We start from the raw sequence: 17,176 nt of genomic DNA on the forward strand, positions 1-17,176 counted from the left end.
GTGTAAACACGTTGCCTTTTAGCGCATTTAGAGGCTGCTGAACCTTAACTGACTGGCATTAGCCTCGAAAGGCGCCTTTTCTGGGAAATGCCGGGAAGAGAAATTAATCTTCCACAAACGCTTCTTCACGCTTGTTCTTCACTGCGGGCAGACACACGATCACCAGCAGGATCACGGACAGCACCAGCATGGTGGCAGAGATTGGACGTGTCACGAACACGCTCCAGTCACCACGCGACAGCAGCAGCGCACGGCGCAGGTTTTCTTCCATCATGGGGCCCAGGATGAAGCCCAGCAGCAGGGGCGCAGGTTCTGTGCCCAGCTTGTAGAAAATGTAGCCAATGAAACCGAAGATACCCACCATCCACACGTCGAACTCAGAGTTCTTGGTGCCGTACACACCCACCGCGCAGAACAGCACGATGGCAGGGAACAGCCAGCGGTAAGGCACAGACAGCAGCTTGATCCACATGCCGATCATGGGCAGGTTCAGAATGATCAGCATCGCGTTACCCAGCCACATGGAGGCGATCAGGCCCCAGAACAGCTCGGGGTTGCTGGTCATCACCTGAGGACCAGGCTGGATGTTGTGGATGGTCATCGCACCCACCATCAGCGCCATCACAGCGTTAGGAGGAATACCCAGGGTCAGCAGAGGAATAAAGGAAGTCTGAGAGCCAGCGTTGTTGGCAGACTCAGGTGCTGTCACACCACGGATATTGCCTTGACCGAAAGGCACTTCACCAGGACGCAGCTTGGTCTTCTTCTCGATGGTGTAGGAAGCAAAAGCCGACAGCATGGCGCCACCGCCTGGCAGGATACCCAGTGCCGAACCCAGCGCCGTACCACGCACCATGGCGGGGAACATCAGCTTGAAGTCTTGCGCGGTAGGCATCAGCCCCTTGACCTTGGCGGTGAAGATTTCACGCTGGTCATCTGGCTTGGACAGGTTGGCAATGATTTCACCGTAGCCAAACACACCCATGGCGATCACGACGAAGTCGATACCGTCGGTCAGTTCAGGAATGTCAAAGCTGTAGCGTGCCACGCCGGAGTTCACGTCCGTGCCGATCATGCCGAACAGCAGACCCAGCACGATCATGCCAATGGCCTTGAGCAGCGAGCCGGAAGCCAGCACCACAGCACCGATCAGACCCAGCACCATCAGCGAGAAGTACTCGGCAGGGCCGAACATGAAGGCAACTTCAGTCAGCGGGGGAGCAAAGGCAGCCAGGATCACGGTGCCCACGCAGCCAGCGAAGAAGGAGCCAATACCAGCAGCCGCCAGCGCAGGGCCTGCACGGCCCTTGCGTGCCATCTGGTAGCCGTCAATCATGGTCACCACAGAGGACGACTCACCGGGCAGGTTCACCAAGATAGCGGTGGTAGAGCCACCGTACTGGGCGCCGTAGTAAATACCGGCCAGCATGATCAGTGCTGCCACGGGTGGCAGCGAGTAGGTGGCGGGCAGCAGCATGGCGATGGTCGCCACTGGACCCAGGCCAGGCAAGATACCGATCAGCGTACCCAGGATACAGCCGATCAAGCAATACATCAGGTTCTGGGCCGTGAAGGCGACCCCGAAGCCCATCGACAAGTGTTCAATCAATTCCACGATGCAAATCTCCAGGGGGCATTAACCGACGATGAAGGAAGGCCAGACAGGGAACTGCAGGCTCAGCGCCCACACGAACACCGCATAGCTACCCGCGGCCAGAATGGTTGCGAGCACCAGGGTTTCCTTGATCTCCACTTCCTTGCGCGCAAAGCTGGCAATGATCACCAGACCATAAATTGCCACGATCAGGCCAAAGCTGGGAATGCCGATGGCAGGAATGCCAACCAGCAAAATACCGAAGGCAAAGTTCGCACCCAGAATGAAGGCAATCTGGCGCCATGCCCACTTACCGATAGGGTCACCATCAGCCGGACCACTGAGTGTTGACTTGAACGAAATTGCCAGACCGATGATGGCCAGCAAGATGCCCAGAATCATGGGGAAGTAGCCAGGGCCCATGCGCGCGCCGGTACCAATGCTGTACTCCGTCGCGCCAATGGCAAAGCCAGCGCCCACGACCGTGTACATCAGGCCAGCGAAAAAGTCTTTTTGACTCTTGATTTTCACGAAAACGTCTCCTGCAAGGGATTCACGACCTGTGGATTCAGTAAGCAAAGTGAAGTGGAATTCATGTGGGTTCCACCTACGGAATAACCGACATAAACCGCGAATTTGCGGGATTTTTTACGCGTTTCCCCTAGGAAAATGCAAGTGCAAGTACTTGCAAACATAAAAATACAGCCTGTGGATGCCTTTGGTACAACTGTCACTGGTTCCGCTATCTCAGCGACAAGGCTTACGCTTTTTTCATTGAGTGATGATTGCTTAATGCAACGGCGGCGTCGCTGCCAGCACTTCGGCCAGCGTGGTCTGCCCCTCCGCCACCCGCAGTACACCGGACACCCGCAAAGGCCGCATGCCGTCCTGCACGGCCTGGCGGCGCAGCGTCTCCATGGCCGGACTCTGGTGGATCTGCTGCCGGAGGCTGTCACTGCACACCAGCAGCTCATACAACCCCATACGGCCTCTGAAACCGGTCATGCGGCAGGCCTCACAGCCCACAGGGCGGTAAGGCGTGGCCTGACCATTGAACTTCCACGGATGCATGGCCTGCACCAGCATGTCGGATGAGGTGTCGGGATCTGGCTGCTTGCACTGCGGGCACAGCACGCGCACCAGACGCTGGGCCAGCACGCCCAGCAGCGTGGCATTGATCAGGTAGGGCGGCACGCCCAGCTCCATCAGGCGGCTCACGGCACTGGGCGCATCGTTGGTGTGCAGCGTAGAAAACACCAGGTGCCCCGTGAGTGCGGCCTGCACGGCCATTTCTGCCGTGGCGGTGTCACGGACTTCGCCCACCATGATGACGTCCGGGTCCTGGCGCATCAGGGCACGCAGCCCTTCGGTAAAACCAAAGTCCAGCTGCGGCTGCACCTGAGTCTGGTTAAAAGCCGGCTCAATCATTTCGATGGGGTCTTCCACCGTGCTGACGTTCACCTCTTCCGTGGCAACGCGCTTGAGTGTGGAGTACAGCGTGGTGGTCTTGCCCGAGCCTGTGGGGCCGGTCACCAGAATAATGCCGTGGGGCCGCTGCACAAGGTCTTCCCAACGCTGCGCGTCATGCGGCATGAAGCCCAGCTGGTCCAGCTGCTTGATGGTGTTGTCCGGGTCAAAAATGCGCATCACCATCTTCTCGCCAAAGGCGGTGGGCAAGGTGGAAAGACGCATTTCAATTTCTTCACCGCGCGGGTTGCGCGTCTTGATGCGGCCGTCCTGCGGACGGCGCTTTTCCATCACATCCATGCGCCCCAGCAGCTTGATGCGCGCCAGCATGGCGTTAAACACACCCATGGGCATGCGGTAGACGCTGTGCAGCACCCCGTCAATGCGAAAGCGAATCACACCCTGCTCGCGCCGGGGCTCCAGGTGGATGTCGCTGGCGCGCTGGTCAAAGGCGTACTGCCACAGCCAGTCCACCACACGAATCACCCCGGTGTCATTGGCGTCCAGCTGGCGACTGCTGCGCCCCAGCTCCACCAGCTGTTCAAAGCTGGCAGATGATGCTGCCCCTCCCGCCTTTTGCGCTGCGCGCACCGAATTGGCCAGCGCAAAAAATTCCTTGGTGTAGTGTGCAATTTCGGCAGGATTGGCCATCACCCGGCGCACGGTCTTGCGCGTCTGGCGCTCGACCTCGGCCACCCAGCCCTGCACAAAGGGCTCTGCCGTGGCCACCACAATCTCAGCCGCACCCACCTGCACGGGCAGGATGTGGTGCCGCTGCGCATAGGGACCGCTCATGGCTTCGCCCACACGGGCCACATCGGCCTTGAGCGGGTCAATACGCAGATAAGACATGCCCGTGCATTGCGCCACAAAGGCTGTGAGCTGCTCCACATCCAGCGGCACTCCGTCGCTGCTGCGCGTCACGCCCACACCTGCCAGTCGCACCAGCGGGTGCTGGCTGCTCTCGGCCGTGGAGCAACGGGCACGCACGCGGCCGGCTTCTGCGGCATCGATGACGCCGTCTTCCTCCAGCCACTGCAGCACCAGACGCCAGTCCAGCGCACGCCCGCTCAAGGGGCCGCCCACAGCACGCAATGTCAGAGAAGAAGCCGAAGCAGCAACAGAAGTAGTCATGGCAGCAAGCACATCAGACACAAAAAGCTAACTGTACTTGCTTGCCCGTATGCTGCCATTTATGCAGCGTCAACCACCGGCTTGAAGACCTTGAGCCACTTGGTGGCAGGCAGGCCCCAGCGGGCCTGAATCGCTTCGGCGCGAACCAGCAGCGCTTCGCGGTCCAGCATCTGCGGCGTGCGCTGCGCCAGCACAATGGTGTTGCCTTCGCGTGTGGGCTTGAAAGCCCAGACATGGCCCTGACCAAAAGCCTCCGTGATCTTGTCCAGGCTGCGCTGATAGCTCGATGCACGGCCAAACAGGTTCACCGTCATGCAGCCTTCGGGCGTGAGCATATTGCGGCAGTCGGCATAGAACTCGGCGCTGTCCAGCACGGGGGCAGCGGCATTGTGGTCGTACAGGTCCACCTGCAAGGCATCGACTGCACCCTGCCAGCGGGGCTTGAGGATTTCCATGGAGGCATCGCCCAGCACCACTTCCAGCGACTCGTTATCGGGCGGCAGCTTGAACCAGCTGCGGCAGATATTGACCACCAGCGGGTTGATCTCAATCGCCGCCGTGTGCATCTTGAGCATTTTGTAGTGGAACTTGGTCAGCGCCGCAGCGCCCAGCCCCAGTTGCACGGCGCGGCGCTCGGCCACGGTGTCCGGGTCCACAAACAGCAGCCAGGCCATCATGCGCTGCACGTATTCCAGGTCGATCTCGAACGGTTTTTTCAGGTTCATAGAACCCTGCACCCAGGGTGTGCCCAGATGCAGATAGCGCGAAACACCATCGTCCGAGACACTGACCTGGGGCATGTCCTCTTCGGTAAAGGCACTGGATTTTTTCTTGCGTGTTGCCACCTTAGTGTTCTTTCTCAAATAGTCCTGCGGCCTGCATCACATCCCGCCAAGCAGTGAGCTTGCGCTCGAAGCTGATGGAGGCATTGGCCGGGCTGGTGGATGGCAGCTTGTGGACCGTCAAGCCCAGTCCCTCGAGCTTGCTGGCGTGCTTGTAGCTTTCACCGCCGTTATGGGCCACGGCCTGCAGCAGCGGGCAGCGCGCCTTCAGCGCGGCAAAGTCATTGACTTGGGGCTGCCGAATCGCACTGTCCAGACTGCCCTGGCGCTCACAGCTGTCATACACATCCCACAGGCCCAGGCCTCGCGCCAGCAGCCATTCGCAGCGGGCGGCATAGTCCTCGCGCCCGGGCTGCGGATGGGCAGGCCACAGGGCCGCCAGAATGGGCCAGAACTTGTTCTGTGGGTGGGCGTAATACTGCTGCGCCGCCAGCGAAGCCACGCCGGGAAAGCTGCCTAGAATCACCAGCCGCGTGCGCACATCGGCCACCGGCGGCAAGCCTTGCAGACGCTCAGATGCATCGTTCATGGGCTGGCATTGTGCGGCCAAAGGCATGCTGTCTGCTGTCACTGGAGTTTTTACAAATCTATAGCTGTCAGCGCTTGCTGCATCAGCGCCAGAGGCCAAAAACTATCTCAACGCTGACAAACCACGCAGCACAGCACGTGCGTTGTTGCTGGTGGCCTGCGCCAGCGCATCGGCGCTGATGCCACGCAGCTGCGCCACCTCCTGCGCAATGCGCGGCAGCTCCGCCGGGCTGTTGCGGCCCTGCGGCTGGCCTGCAGCACGCGCCTCGGCCGTGGTGTAGAGCCAGTGCGGCGGAATGTCTGGCGCATCGGTTTCCATCACGATGCTCTCCAGCGGCAGTGTCGCCGCCAGCTCACGCAACTTGAGCGCGCGGTCATAGGTGACGGCGCCGCCAAAGCCGAGCTTGAAGCCCAGATCGATAAACGCCTGGGCCTGCTGCAAGCTGCCGTTAAAAGCATGGGCAATGCCGCCCACCACCGGCTTGGCACGCAGGTTTTTGAGCAGGCGGTCGCTGCTCTTGCGCACATGCAGTATGACGGGCAAGCCAAACTCGCGCGCCAGCTGGATTTGCTGCTCGTAGAACCAGATCTGCCGCTCGGCATCCAGCCCCGGTACAAAAAAGTCCAGGCCGATTTCGCCAACTGCCACCAGGTGCGGGTCGTCCTGCACCTCCACCAGCAGCTCGCGCAGCACAGCAATATCGCCTTCCTGCGCGTTCGGGGTGTAGAGCGGGTGAATGCCCAGCGCATAGCTGTCGCCATGCCGGTGGGCCAGTGCGATCACCTCGCGCCAGTGCGCACGGTGCACGGCGGGGATGACTATGTGGCCCACACCCGCAGCCCTAGCCGCTGCACGCACAGCGTCACGGTCGGCGTCAAATTCCGCTGCGTCGAGGTGGCAATGGGTGTCAATCCAGCTGTGCATCATTCATTTTTGATAGCTCTTAGCGCTTGTAAATCAATACTTTCAGATAGAAAAGTATTTGAAATGCTTATATATAAAGCGCAAGCAGCTCTCATTTTTCATTCAGACAAGCGCCCGCGCACAATGCGCACCACGCGGTCACACTTGACGGCCAGGCTTTCGTCGTGCGTGACCATCACAAAAGCCGTGCCGTGGTTGCGTGCCAGCTCCAGCATGAGTTCGAACACGCCATCGGCCGTCGAGCGGTCCAGATTGCCCGTGGGCTCATCGGCCAGCACACAGGCAGGCTGCGTCACCAGCGCGCGTGCAATGGCCACGCGCTGGCGCTCACCGCCAGAGAGCTCTGCCGGGCGGTGCGCCATGCGCTCCTTCAGCCCCACGGCTTCGAGCATGCGTGCGGCCTGCGCCAGAGCTTGCTCTTTGGAATCGCGGCGAATGCGCAGCGGCATGGCCACGTTGTCCTGCGCGCTGAACTCGGGCAGCAGGTGGTGGAACTGGTAGATAAAGCCCAGATGCTGGTTGCGCAGCTCACCCTGCTTGCGAGGGCTGAGCGTGTGCATGGGCTGCCCCATGAGCTGCACACTGCCCTGCGTGGGCGCATCCAGACCGCCGAGCAGATGCAGCAACGTGCTCTTGCCCGAGCCCGAGGCGCCGACGATGGCCAGCGTCTCGCCCGCATGCACCTGCAGGTTGACCTCATGCAGCACCTGCACGTTCAGGTGCCCATCTTCAAAGCGCTTGGAGAGATTGCGCGCGTCCAGTACGACTTGCTTATTCATAACGCAGCGCCTCCGCAGGGTTCACGCGGCTGGCGCGCCAGCTGGGGTAAATGGTGGCCACAAAGGCCAGAATCAGAGAAATCACGGCAATCGGCACGATGTCGCTGGCCTGTGGCTCGCTGGGCATGGTGCTGATCAGATAGATGTCCTTGGGCAGGAAGGTCGCGCCCAGCGCCTGCTCAATGGCTGGCACGATGACGTCGATATTGCAGGCCACCAGCAGGCCCAGCGCCAGCCCGGCAAAGGTGCCAATCACGCCCACCATGGCACCTTGCACCATGAAGATACCCATGATGGACGCGGGCGAGGCACCCAGCGTGCGCAGAATGGCAATGTCTGCGCGCTTGTCCGTCACCGTCATCACCAGGGTCGAGACCAGATTGAAGGCCGCCACGGCCACGATCAGGGTCAGGATGATGAACATCATGCGCTTTTCCAGCTGCACGGCGGCAAACCAGGTCTTGTTCTGCTGCGTCCAGTCACGCAGGTAGAGGAACTCGGTAATCATGCCCGCCAGCTCTCGGGCCACGCGCGGCGCTTCGTGCAGGTCCTTGAGCTTCAGGCGAATGCCTGTTGGCCCTTCCAGGCGGAAGATGCGCTGCGCATCCTCATGGTGCAGCATGGCCATGGCAGAGTCGTATTCGTAGTGGCCGGAGTCAAACGTGCCCGCCACCGTCATCTGCTTGAGGCGCGGCACCACACCAGCCGGTGTGACCTGGCCGCTGGGCGCAATCAGCGTCACCTTGTCCCCCACGCTAACGCCCATCTGGCGTGCCAGCTCCTGGCCGAGCACGATGTTGAAGCTGCCGGGCTGCAGCAGCTGCAGCACATCGGCATTCGTCGCTGCCAGATCGGTCACCTCGCCTTCGCGCGCCGGATCAATGCCGCGCACGATGGCGCCCTTCATGTCCTCTCCGCGTGCAATCAAGCCCTGCGCTGCCACAAAAGGCGCTGCGCCCACCACCTCCGGGTGCTGCCGTGCCTGCTGCATGGTGGTGTCTACATCCACCATGGCCTGGCCATTGGGCGCAAAGATTTCGATGTGCGAGACCACGCTGAGCATGCGGTCGCGCACTTCCTTCTGGAAGCCGTTCATCACACTCAGCACAATGATCAGCGCTGCCACGCCCAGCGCAATGCCGAGCATAGAGACACCGGAAATAAAGGAAATAAAACCATTGCGCCGTGTGGCGCGGCCTGCGCGGGTGTAGCGCCAGCCCAGAGCGAGTTCGTAGGGAATTTGCATACGTGGACGCCATTGTGGCATTGCTCCAAAGGCCAGCATGTCAGAAGTCTTCAGCGCAGGCCTTCTGGTTTGGGGACAATACCCGCCTATGTCGTCCCCTGTCCTGCCTGAACTTCCGCTGCCGTTTACCGTGCCTCCCCGCCCGGCACGTGCCCGCCATCTGCATCTGGTCCTGCCTTACGCCGCGCTGGCACAGGACAGCTGCCAGCTGATCCTGCGGGAGCTGCAACTGCCCCAGCTCGATCAGCTGCTGGCCCAGCTGGCCCCCAGCCATGTGGACGAAGGCAGCATGGACCAGCTGATTCCGCCCCACGAACGGGCACTGGCCCACCTCTGGGGGCTGGATGCACAATCCCCCGCCTGGGCAGCGCTGGCACAGGACACGCCCCGCCCCCAGCCCTGCGCCTGGATGACGCTGTGCCACTGGACAGCCGGGGCCGATCAGATTCGCATGGACGACCCTGCCAGCCTGCCGCTGGACATGGAGGACGCCCAGACCCTGCACACCATTTTGCAGCCCTGGTTTGCAGAAGATGGCCTGCAGCTGGAGCTAACCAGCCCCGGCCGCTGGCTGGTCAGCGGCGCGCCGCTGCAGAGGCTGGAATCCGCCTCACTGGACCGCGTGCTGCTGCGCGACGTGAGCCACTGGATGCCGCAAGGCCCGCACCAGCGCACGCTGCAGCGCCTGCACAGCGAAGTGCAGATGCTGCTGTACAACCACCGCTTTAACGCCGAGCGTGCCGCGCGCGGTTTGCCCCCCATCAACGCCTTCTGGCTGCATGGCGTGGGCCAGCTGGATGCAGAAGCGCTACAGGCAGCGCGCACGCTGCACAGCGTGACGCCCGTGCTGTTCGTAGACAGCCTGCGCCAGAGCGCACTGCGCCAGGACTGGCCCGCCTGGAAACAGGCCTGGCTGGCAGCCGAGGCTGGCCCTGTGGCCCAGACCCTGGCCCATGTGCAGCTGGGCGGCACCGCCACCGTCACTTTCTGCGGAGAGCAGCATGTGCGTAGCTACACCACGCAGCGCCGCAGCTGGCTGCAAAAAATCAAGAACAAGATCAGCCCCCAGCGCTTTGCTGGATTGCATGAAGCGCTATGAAAATCATTGAAAGAGAAATCGCTGAACACAGCGTGCAAGACCTGGTACGCGCAGGCGTGAACCCGCTGCTGGCACGCCTGTATGTGGCGCGCGGCGTGCAGTCCTGCGACGAACTGGACACCAGCCTGAGCAAGCTGCTGCCGCCCTCCGGCCTCAAAGGCATTCATGAAGCGGCGCGCATTCTGGCCGACGCCATCGCCGCGCAGCGCAGCATCTGCATCGTGGCCGACTATGACTGCGACGGAGCCACCGCCTGCGCCGTGGGTGTGCGCGGCCTGCGCATGCTGGGCGCCCAGCACGTTACCTACGAAGTGCCAGACCGGATTCAGGACGGCTATGGTCTGTCCGCCCCCATCGCCCGGCGCGTACATGCCGCCGGGCATGAGGTGCTGGTCACCGTGGACAACGGCATCGGCAGCATCGATGGTGTGGCTGAAGCCATGCGGCTGGGCATGACCGTGGTCGTCACCGACCACCACCTGCCCGGCGAGGTGCTGCCCACGCCCCACGCCATGGTCAACCCCAACCAGCCCGGCTGCAGCTTTGCCAGCAAGCACATGGCCGGGGTAGGCGTCATGTTCTACGTGCTGCTCATGCTGCGTGCCGAACTGCGCGCACGCGGCGTGTTCACGGCGCAGACCCAGCCCAAGCTCGATACGCTGCTGCCACTGGTGGCACTGGGCACGGTGGCCGATGTGGTCAGGCTGGACACCAACAACCGCCGTCTTGTTGCACAGGGCCTGCAGCGCATTCGCAAGGGCCATATGCAGGCCGGCATTCGCGGGCTGTATGAAGCTGCGGGCAAGGAATACTGGCAGGCCACCACTTCGGACTTTGGCTTTGCGCTCGGCCCGCGCATCAATGCCGCAGGCCGCCTGGCCGACATGACGATTGGCATTGAATGCCTGCTGACGGACGACTACGGCAAGGCGCTGGAACTGGCCAAGCTGCTCACCCGCATCAACCGCGAGCGCCAGGAGATGGAGTCCGACATGCGCGTGCAGGCCTTTGCACTGGCCGACGAGCTGTTTGAAGATGGCGTCACGCCGCCTGCGGCCATCAGCGTCTATGACCCGGAGTTCCACGAAGGCGTGGTCGGCATTGTGGCCTCACGCGTCAAGGACCGCCTGCACCGACCCACCTTTGTGTTTGCGGCCAGCCAGGCGGAAGGCAAGAGCCATGAACTCAAGGGCTCGGGCCGCTCCATTCCCGGCTTTCACCTGCGCGATGCGCTGGACCTGGTCGCCAAGCGCCACCCCGGCGTGCTGCTGCGCTTTGGCGGCCATGCCATGGCGGCAGGCTGCACCATTGCGGAAGACAAATTCCACGAATTTGAGCGTGCGTTCACGCAAGTGGCGCAGGAGTGGCTGGATGCCAAGACACTCACCCGCTGCGTGGAAACCGACGGGCCGCTGGACCCCACCTTCCGCCGTGCCGAGATCGTGGAGCAGCTGAATCTGGAAGTCTGGGGCCAGGGCTTTGCGCCACCCACCTTCAGCGAGGATGTGGAAATCCTCTCGCAACGGCTGGTGGCTGAGAAACACCTCAAGCTCAAGGTGCGCCACCGTGGCGACGAGGTGGACGGGATCTGGTTTGGCCGCACCGAGCCGCTGCCTGAATGGGTGCACATGGCGTTTCGCCTGGACATCAACGAGTTCCGCGGTGAGCGCAAGGTGCAGTTTCTGGTCGAAGGTGCGCAAGCATAAAAACAAGAGCTGCCAGCGCTGACAAATCAAGCATTTCAGATAGTTTTCTATTTGAAGTGCTTGATACATCAGCGCAAGCAGCTATCAAAAACAAAGGCCTGCAATGCAGGCCTTTGCTGTATGCGCTATCTGAGCACGTACTCAGAAGCTTTCCCAGTCATCATCGGCAGCGGCCTTGGTGGAAGTTGCAGGTTTGGCTGCTGCGGGTGCGGCCAGGCTGGCTGCAGGCCTTGCCTTGGCTGGTGTGGAAGCCGCCGACGCCACAGGTGAAGCAGCGACAGGCTTGCGCACTGGCTCAACCTTGTCCTTGGCAGGTTGAGGTGCAGGCACGGCCGCAGGCGCGCTGCGCACGGCATTCACGGCCGCAGCTGCTGGGCTCACCGGATGCTGGTAGGACATGGACAGTCCGCCCGCATTCCCTACATTGAACACCGCCACCACCTGCGCCAGGCGCTGGGCCTGCTCATTCATGGCCGTGGCAGCTGCCGAAGACTCTTCCACCAGCGCGGCGTTTTGCTGGGTCATCTGGTCCAGATTGCTCACCGCCTGATTGACCTGGGCAAAGCCATCGTGCTGCTCATGCACCGCAGCGCTGATCTCACCAATCAGATCGGTCACGCGGCGCACGCTCTCGACGATTTCCTGCATGCTCTTGCCCGCTTCTGCGACCTGGGACGAGCCTGCATCCACATTGGCCACGCTGGCCGTAATCAGGGACTTGATTTCCTTGGCCGCCTCGGCACTGCGCTGCGCCAGCGCCCGCACCTCACCGGCCACCACGGCAAAGCCACGCCCCTGCTCGCCCGCACGTGCGGCTTCCACCGCGGCGTTCAGCGCCAGGATGTTGGTCTGGAAGGCAATGCCATCGATCACGCTGATGATGTCGGCAATCTTGTGGCTGCTGCTGGTGATCTGCTGCATGCTGCTCACCACCTGCTGCACCACGCTGCCGCCGCGCTCCGCAGCCTGCACTGCTGTGCTGGCCAGCTGGTTGGCCTGGCGTGCCGTATCGGCAGACTGCGAGGCGCTCGCCGTCAGCTCTTCAATGCTGGATGCGGTTTCTTCCAGGTTGGCTGCGGTCTGCTCCGTGCGGCTGGACAGATCCTGATTACCCGTAGCAATCTGCGATGCTGCTGAGGAGACAGAGTCCACACCGTTGCGCACTTCCAGCACCACGCTGCGCAGGCGCTGGGTCATGGCGCTCAGGCTTTGCAGCAGTTTGCCCAGCTCATCCCTGCGGTCAGACTGCAGGCTGGCCGTCAGATCACCTGCAGCAATGGTCTCGGCCAGCTGCACGGCTTCGTCCAGCGGACGGGTGATCTGGCGAATCACATAGAGGGACAGCAACACAGCCAGCACTGCCACCAGCAGCAGTGCGGCGCCGCCCACCAGCAAGGCGGAATTGCGCTTTTGCAGGCCCTGCTCAATCATGCGGTCACGCATGCGCTCCTGCAGGCGCACCAGATCGGTCTGCGCCTGGTTATAGGCCGCGACGGCAGGCATCATCTGCTGGTCGAGCAGTTCACGGGCCTGCTCGTAGCGATAGGCATTGCGCGCCTGCGCAATCTGCCCGTTCAGCTCCAGCACCTTGGCGCGCGCCTGTGCAATCTTGGCCAGTTGCTGCTGGCCTTCAGGGCTGGTCAGCGCCTGCTCCAGCTGTTTCTGGATGGCCGATGCCCCCTCTACGCCCTCACGGGTTTTGTTCTGGGCATAAGCGCTCAGGCTGCTCTCGGTGGTCATGGCGCCCATCACCACGTGAGCCACTGCATGGTCAGTAATGCCGCGCCACTGCTCGGCCAGCCGGATGCGCTGCTCATAGTCCTGCAGTTCAGCGCGCAAGTGCGTCTCTACCCCATTGATGTAGCGCAGCATGGCCCCCCCTGCGCACACGGCCAGCACCAGCACCCCCAGCATCAGCCCCCATATCTTTGTAGATACCGACCAGTTCTTAAATTGCATCTTCTCCCTCCCGATTTAATACTTTTCGCGTAAATTTGAAACATTTTGTGCAGGCATCAGAAAAACGCCTGATACAAACATAGCAGCTTCAAGGGGATTTTGCGCAAAAGCAACTCCCGTCGAGAATCAGCACTTGCCTGTTGTTTTTAAACGGCAGCGCCGCTGACCTATGCCCCATCCCATGCCTTCCTCCCTCCCCTTCCAGGCCGACCTGCATTGCCACTCCACCTATTCCGACGGCACCCTGTCTCCACAGGCACTGGCGCAGCGTGCCAGAGCGTGCGGCGTGACGCTGTGGGCACTGACCGACCATGACGAAATCAGCGGACTGCCCCTGGCCCATGCAGCCGCGCAGGAGCAGGGGCTGTCCTTTCTGACGGGCGTGGAAATTTCTGTCAGCTTTGCCAGCACCACCGTACACATCGTGGGTCTGGGTTTTGATCCGGACGATGCACAGCTGCGCGATGGCCTGCACAGCGTGCGCCACAGCCGCGGTCCGCGCGCCAGAGAAATGGCGCAGCAGCTGGCGGTTGCGGGCATTTCTGGCGCTTACGAAGGGGCGCTTAAATACGTGGGCAATCCGGAGCTGATCTCGCGCACCCACTTTGCACGCTATCTGGTGGAAATCGGGGCCTGCCGCAGCACGCAGGAAGTGTTTCAGCGCTATCTGGTGCCAGGCAAACCTGGCTATGTGCCGCAACGCTGGGCATCGCTGGAAGACGCTGTGCGCTGGATCACCGATGCTCAGGGCGTGGCCGTGGTGGCCCACCCTGCGCGCTACCACTTCAGCCCCATGGAGGAGTACGCCTTTTTCTGCCGCTTCAAGGAGCTGGGCGGTCAGGCTGTGGAAGTGGTCTGCGGCAGCCACACACCGCACGAATACGAACACTATGCGGATCTGGCCCAGGAGCTGAACCTGGCCATCTCACGCGGCAGTGACTTTCACAGCCCGCAAGAGTCCTCCATCGACCTTGGCGGCCTGCCACCTGACCCTGCACGGCTGACCGGCGTGTGGGAGCTGCTGCAGCACCGTATCTGCTAGGTTGCCCCCACATTTTGTGAGCATCTGACCTGCATGCAGCAGCGCCAGAGACGGCGCACAATGCGCATACCGCGCACAAGATCAAGGAAGCACCATGGCCCAGTACTTTGAAATCTATCCGGACAACCCGCAGCCACGCCTGCTCAAGCAGGCCGTCGCGCTGCTGCAAAAAGGCGGAGTCATTGCCCTGCCGACCGACTCCAGCTATGCCCTGGTCTGCCAGCTGGATGACAAGAATGCCGTGGAACGCCTGCGCCGCATTCGCCAGGTCAATGACAAGCACCACCTCACCCTGCTGTGCCGTGATCTGTCCGAACTGGCCAACTACGCCCTGGTCGATAACCAGCAGTACCGCCTCATGAAGCTGGGCACCCCCGGCCCCTACACCTTTATCCTGGATGCCACCAAGGAAGTACCACGCCGCGTGAGCCACCCTTCGCGCAAGACCATTGGCCTGCGTGTACCGGACCGCAAAGGCACGCAGATGCTGCTGGAACTCATGGGGGCACCGCTGCTGGCCACCACGCTGATTCCTCCGGGCGAAGAGCTGCCCATGAACGACCCGGAAGCCATCCGCGAACGCTTTGAGCACGAGATCGACGCCATTGTCGATGCCGGTGCCTGCCCGCTGGAGCCCACGACGGTGATTGACCTCACGCCCATGCGTCTGGGCAACCCGCCCGTGTGTGTGCGTGAAGGCGCAGGCCCGCTGTCTGCAATTGGCCTGTAAAACGGGCTGCAATGGCAAACCACCGCAAGCGGTGGATGTTTGAGACAATGACACCGTGAACGATCTGATACAAACCGTCCTTATCTACGCCCTTCCTGTGCTGTTTTCCATCACAGTGCACGAAGCTGCCCACGGCTATGCCGCGCGCTACTTTGGTGACTACACCGCCACCATGCTGGGCCGCGTCACGCTCAACCCCATCAAGCACATTGACCCCATCGGCACCATTCTGATGCCGCTGCTGCTGTACTTTTCGACCTCGGGTGCCTTCCTGTTTGGCTACGCCAAGCCCGTGCCCGTGAACTTCAGCCATCTGCGCCGCCCCAAGCGCGACATGATCTGGGTCGCACTGGCGGGCCCTGCCTCCAACTTCGTGCAGGCCATTGCCTGGGCCTTGCTGCTGGTCGTGCTGGTTGCCACCAATGTGGAAGAGCGCTTTTTCATGGAAATGGCACGCGCCGGTGTGCTGGTGAACCTGGTGATGTGGGCCTTCAACCTGTTTCCGCTGCCGCCGCTGGACGGTGGCCGCATTCTGGTGGGGCTGCTGCCTACCAAGGCAGCCATCACCTTCTCGCGCATTGAGCCCTATGGCTTTTTCATCGTGCTGGCGCTGGTCCTGCTGGGCATTGTGGGCACGGTCTGGCTGCGCCCGCTGATGGACATTGGCTACAGCGTGATCAACACCCTCATCAGCCCCCTGCTGTCTGCGCTGCAGTAAACACACAAAGCTTTGACTGATTCAGGCTGCCTGCGTGCAGCCTCTTTTGATAACTTGGTTTGAGATATGAGCACCACCCGTTTTCTGACTGGCATTACGCCCTCCGGCACACCTCACCTGGGCAATTACGCAGGCGCCATTCGCCCTGCCGTGGCCGCCAGTCGCACCCCCGGCATGGAAAGTTTTTATTTCCTGGCCGACTACCACGCCCTGATCAAGTGCCAGGACCCTGCCCGTGTGCACCGCTCCACGCTGGAAATTGCCGCCAGCTGGCTGGCCTGTGGTCTGGACCCCGAGCATGTGGTGTTCTACCGCCAGTCGGATGTGCCCGAGATTCCCGAGCTGAACTGGTTCCTCTCCTGCGTGACCGGCAAGGGCCTGCTCAACCGTGCCCACGCCTACAAGGCGTCGCAGGACAAGAATGCCGAAGCAGGCAAGGAACTGGACGACGGTGTGACCGCTGGCCTGTTCATGTACCCCGTGCTGATGGCCGCTGACATCTTGATGTTCAACGCGCACAAAGTGCCTGTGGGGCGCGATCAGATCCAGCACATCGAAATGGCGCGCGACATTGCCTCCAGCTTCAACCACCTGTATGGCGAGCACTTTGTGCTGCCCGAGGCTGCTATTGAAGAAAACGTAGCCACGCTGCCAGGTCTGGACGGCCGCAAGATGAGCAAGAGCTACGACAACACGATTCCGCTGTTTGCTCCCCGCAATGAACTGAAAAAGCTCATCAACAGCATCGTGACGGACTCGCGCGCCCCCGGGGAGCCCAAGGACACCGAAGGCTCTGCCCTGTTCCAGCTGTACCAGGCCTTTGCCACCGCCGAGGAAACCGAAGCCATGCGCAAGGCCTTTGCCGAAGGCATTGCCTGGGGTGATGCGAAAAACATGCTGTTCGAGCGCATCGATGCCGAAATCGCACCCAAGCGCGCCATCTATGAAGACCTGATGGCCCATCCCGAGAAGGTGGAAGCCGCTTTGCAGATCGGTGCCGAACGTGCCCGTGCGCTCAGCCGCCCCTTCATCACCAAGCTGCGCGCCGCCGTGGGCCTGCGCAGCCTGGCCAGCCAGGACGGTCATGCCAAGAAGGCCAAGGCCGCCAAGGTGGCACTGCCCAGCTTCAAGCAGTACCGCGAAGCCGATGGCAAGTTCTACTTCAAGTTCATGGCTGCCGACGGAAGCCTGCTGCTGCAAAGCACAGGGTTTGAGCAACCCAAACAGGCCGGCCAGAGCATTGCGCAACTGCAGCAGCAGGGTGCCGATGCACTGCGTGCCCTGCAGGCCTGCGTCCAGCTGGGCGAAGGTGTTTCGGATACCGATGTACTGCAGGCGCTGCAGACACTGCAGGAAGCAGCAAACAATAAAGGCTGACACAGACTGATTGCAAAAAAAGGGGGAGGT

At 61.7% G+C, this 17,176-nt stretch carries 15 protein-coding genes; 6 read left to right on the forward strand and 9 right to left on the reverse strand.

Annotated features, from left to right (window positions below):
* Window positions 1–103: 103 nt before the first annotated feature.
* The 8 genes from F7P80_RS01445 to F7P80_RS01480 all read right to left on the reverse strand — a co-directional run bounded on the left by F7P80_RS01445 (window position 104) and on the right by F7P80_RS01480 (window position 8,515).
* Window positions 104–1,615 carry a tripartite tricarboxylate transporter permease gene (locus F7P80_RS01445; RefSeq protein WP_151042247.1) on the reverse strand — a complete coding sequence of 504 codons (1,512 nt, stop codon included), beginning with the start codon at window positions 1,613–1,615 and terminating at the stop codon, window positions 104–106.
* Between the two features lie 21 nt (window positions 1,616–1,636).
* Window positions 1,637–2,125 carry a tripartite tricarboxylate transporter TctB family protein gene (locus tag F7P80_RS01450; protein ID WP_054065087.1) on the reverse strand — a complete coding sequence of 163 codons (489 nt, stop codon included), beginning with the start codon at window positions 2,123–2,125 and terminating at the stop codon, window positions 1,637–1,639.
* A 258-nt stretch (window positions 2,126–2,383) separates the two neighbouring features.
* On the reverse strand, window positions 2,384–4,195 hold the full coding sequence (gene tfpB, locus F7P80_RS01455) for a type IV pilus assembly ATPase TfpB (protein WP_077344435.1): 1,812 nt from the start codon (window positions 4,193–4,195) through the stop codon (window positions 2,384–2,386).
* Window positions 4,196–4,254: 59 nt separating this feature from the next.
* On the reverse strand, window positions 4,255–5,040 hold the full coding sequence (locus F7P80_RS01460) for a class I SAM-dependent methyltransferase (protein ID WP_054065086.1): 786 nt from the start codon (window positions 5,038–5,040) through the stop codon (window positions 4,255–4,257).
* A gap of 1 nt (window position 5,041) precedes the next feature.
* Window positions 5,042–5,566 (reverse strand): DNA-deoxyinosine glycosylase, encoded by a 525-nt coding sequence (locus F7P80_RS01465; protein ID WP_054065121.1) that lies wholly within the window; start codon window positions 5,564–5,566, stop codon window positions 5,042–5,044.
* A 102-nt stretch (window positions 5,567–5,668) separates the two neighbouring features.
* Complete coding sequence (locus F7P80_RS01470) at window positions 5,669–6,490, reverse strand: TatD family hydrolase (protein WP_151042249.1); 822 nt, start codon at window positions 6,488–6,490, stop codon at window positions 5,669–5,671.
* Between the two features lie 98 nt (window positions 6,491–6,588).
* A complete protein-coding gene (gene lolD / locus F7P80_RS01475; RefSeq protein WP_054065085.1) occupies window positions 6,589–7,269 on the reverse strand; it encodes a lipoprotein-releasing ABC transporter ATP-binding protein LolD in 681 nt (226 codons plus the stop codon).
* Window positions 7,262–8,515 (reverse strand): lipoprotein-releasing ABC transporter permease subunit, encoded by a 1,254-nt coding sequence (locus F7P80_RS01480; protein ID WP_151042251.1) that lies wholly within the window; start codon window positions 8,513–8,515, stop codon window positions 7,262–7,264. The genes lolD and F7P80_RS01480 overlap by 8 nt, the downstream gene beginning before the upstream one ends.
* An 88-nt stretch (window positions 8,516–8,603) precedes the next feature.
* Here F7P80_RS01480 and F7P80_RS01485 point away from each other — a divergent pair, with 88 nt between their 5' ends.
* Together F7P80_RS01485 and recJ are read left to right on the forward strand one after the other, a co-directional pair.
* Window positions 8,604–9,614 (forward strand): phosphoglycerate mutase, encoded by a 1,011-nt coding sequence (locus F7P80_RS01485; protein WP_151042253.1) that lies wholly within the window; start codon window positions 8,604–8,606, stop codon window positions 9,612–9,614.
* Window positions 9,611–11,320 (forward strand): single-stranded-DNA-specific exonuclease RecJ, encoded by a 1,710-nt coding sequence (gene recJ, locus F7P80_RS01490; protein WP_151042255.1) that lies wholly within the window; start codon window positions 9,611–9,613, stop codon window positions 11,318–11,320. Before F7P80_RS01485 ends, recJ begins: the two co-directional genes overlap by 4 nt.
* 141 nt (window positions 11,321–11,461) lie before the next feature.
* Here the strand turns inward: recJ and F7P80_RS01495 are convergent, their stop codons facing one another.
* Window positions 11,462–13,279: a methyl-accepting chemotaxis protein gene (locus tag F7P80_RS01495; RefSeq protein WP_151042257.1), complete on the reverse strand. Its 1,818-nt coding sequence runs from the start codon at window positions 13,277–13,279 to the stop codon at window positions 11,462–11,464.
* Between the two features lie 181 nt (window positions 13,280–13,460).
* Here F7P80_RS01495 and F7P80_RS01500 point away from each other — a divergent pair, with 181 nt between their 5' ends.
* The 4 genes from F7P80_RS01500 to F7P80_RS01515 all read left to right on the forward strand — a co-directional run bounded on the left by F7P80_RS01500 (window position 13,461) and on the right by F7P80_RS01515 (window position 17,146).
* A complete protein-coding gene (locus F7P80_RS01500; RefSeq protein ID WP_151042259.1) occupies window positions 13,461–14,321 on the forward strand; it encodes a 3',5'-nucleoside bisphosphate phosphatase in 861 nt (286 codons plus the stop codon).
* A gap of 94 nt (window positions 14,322–14,415) precedes the next feature.
* Entirely contained in the window at window positions 14,416–15,051 is a 636-nt protein-coding gene (locus F7P80_RS01505; protein ID WP_054065081.1) for an L-threonylcarbamoyladenylate synthase, read from the forward strand.
* A 55-nt stretch (window positions 15,052–15,106) separates the two neighbouring features.
* Window positions 15,107–15,769 (forward strand): site-2 protease family protein, encoded by a 663-nt coding sequence (locus F7P80_RS01510; RefSeq protein WP_077345533.1) that lies wholly within the window; start codon window positions 15,107–15,109, stop codon window positions 15,767–15,769.
* Window positions 15,770–15,835: 66 nt separating this feature from the next.
* A complete protein-coding gene (locus F7P80_RS01515) occupies window positions 15,836–17,146 on the forward strand; it encodes a tryptophan--tRNA ligase (RefSeq protein ID WP_151042261.1) in 1,311 nt (436 codons plus the stop codon).
* Window positions 17,147–17,176 lie beyond the last annotated feature (30 nt).

The sequence above is a fragment of the Comamonas kerstersii genome (assembly GCF_008801935.1).
Taxonomy (GTDB): domain Bacteria; phylum Pseudomonadota; class Gammaproteobacteria; order Burkholderiales; family Burkholderiaceae_C; genus Comamonas; species Comamonas kerstersii.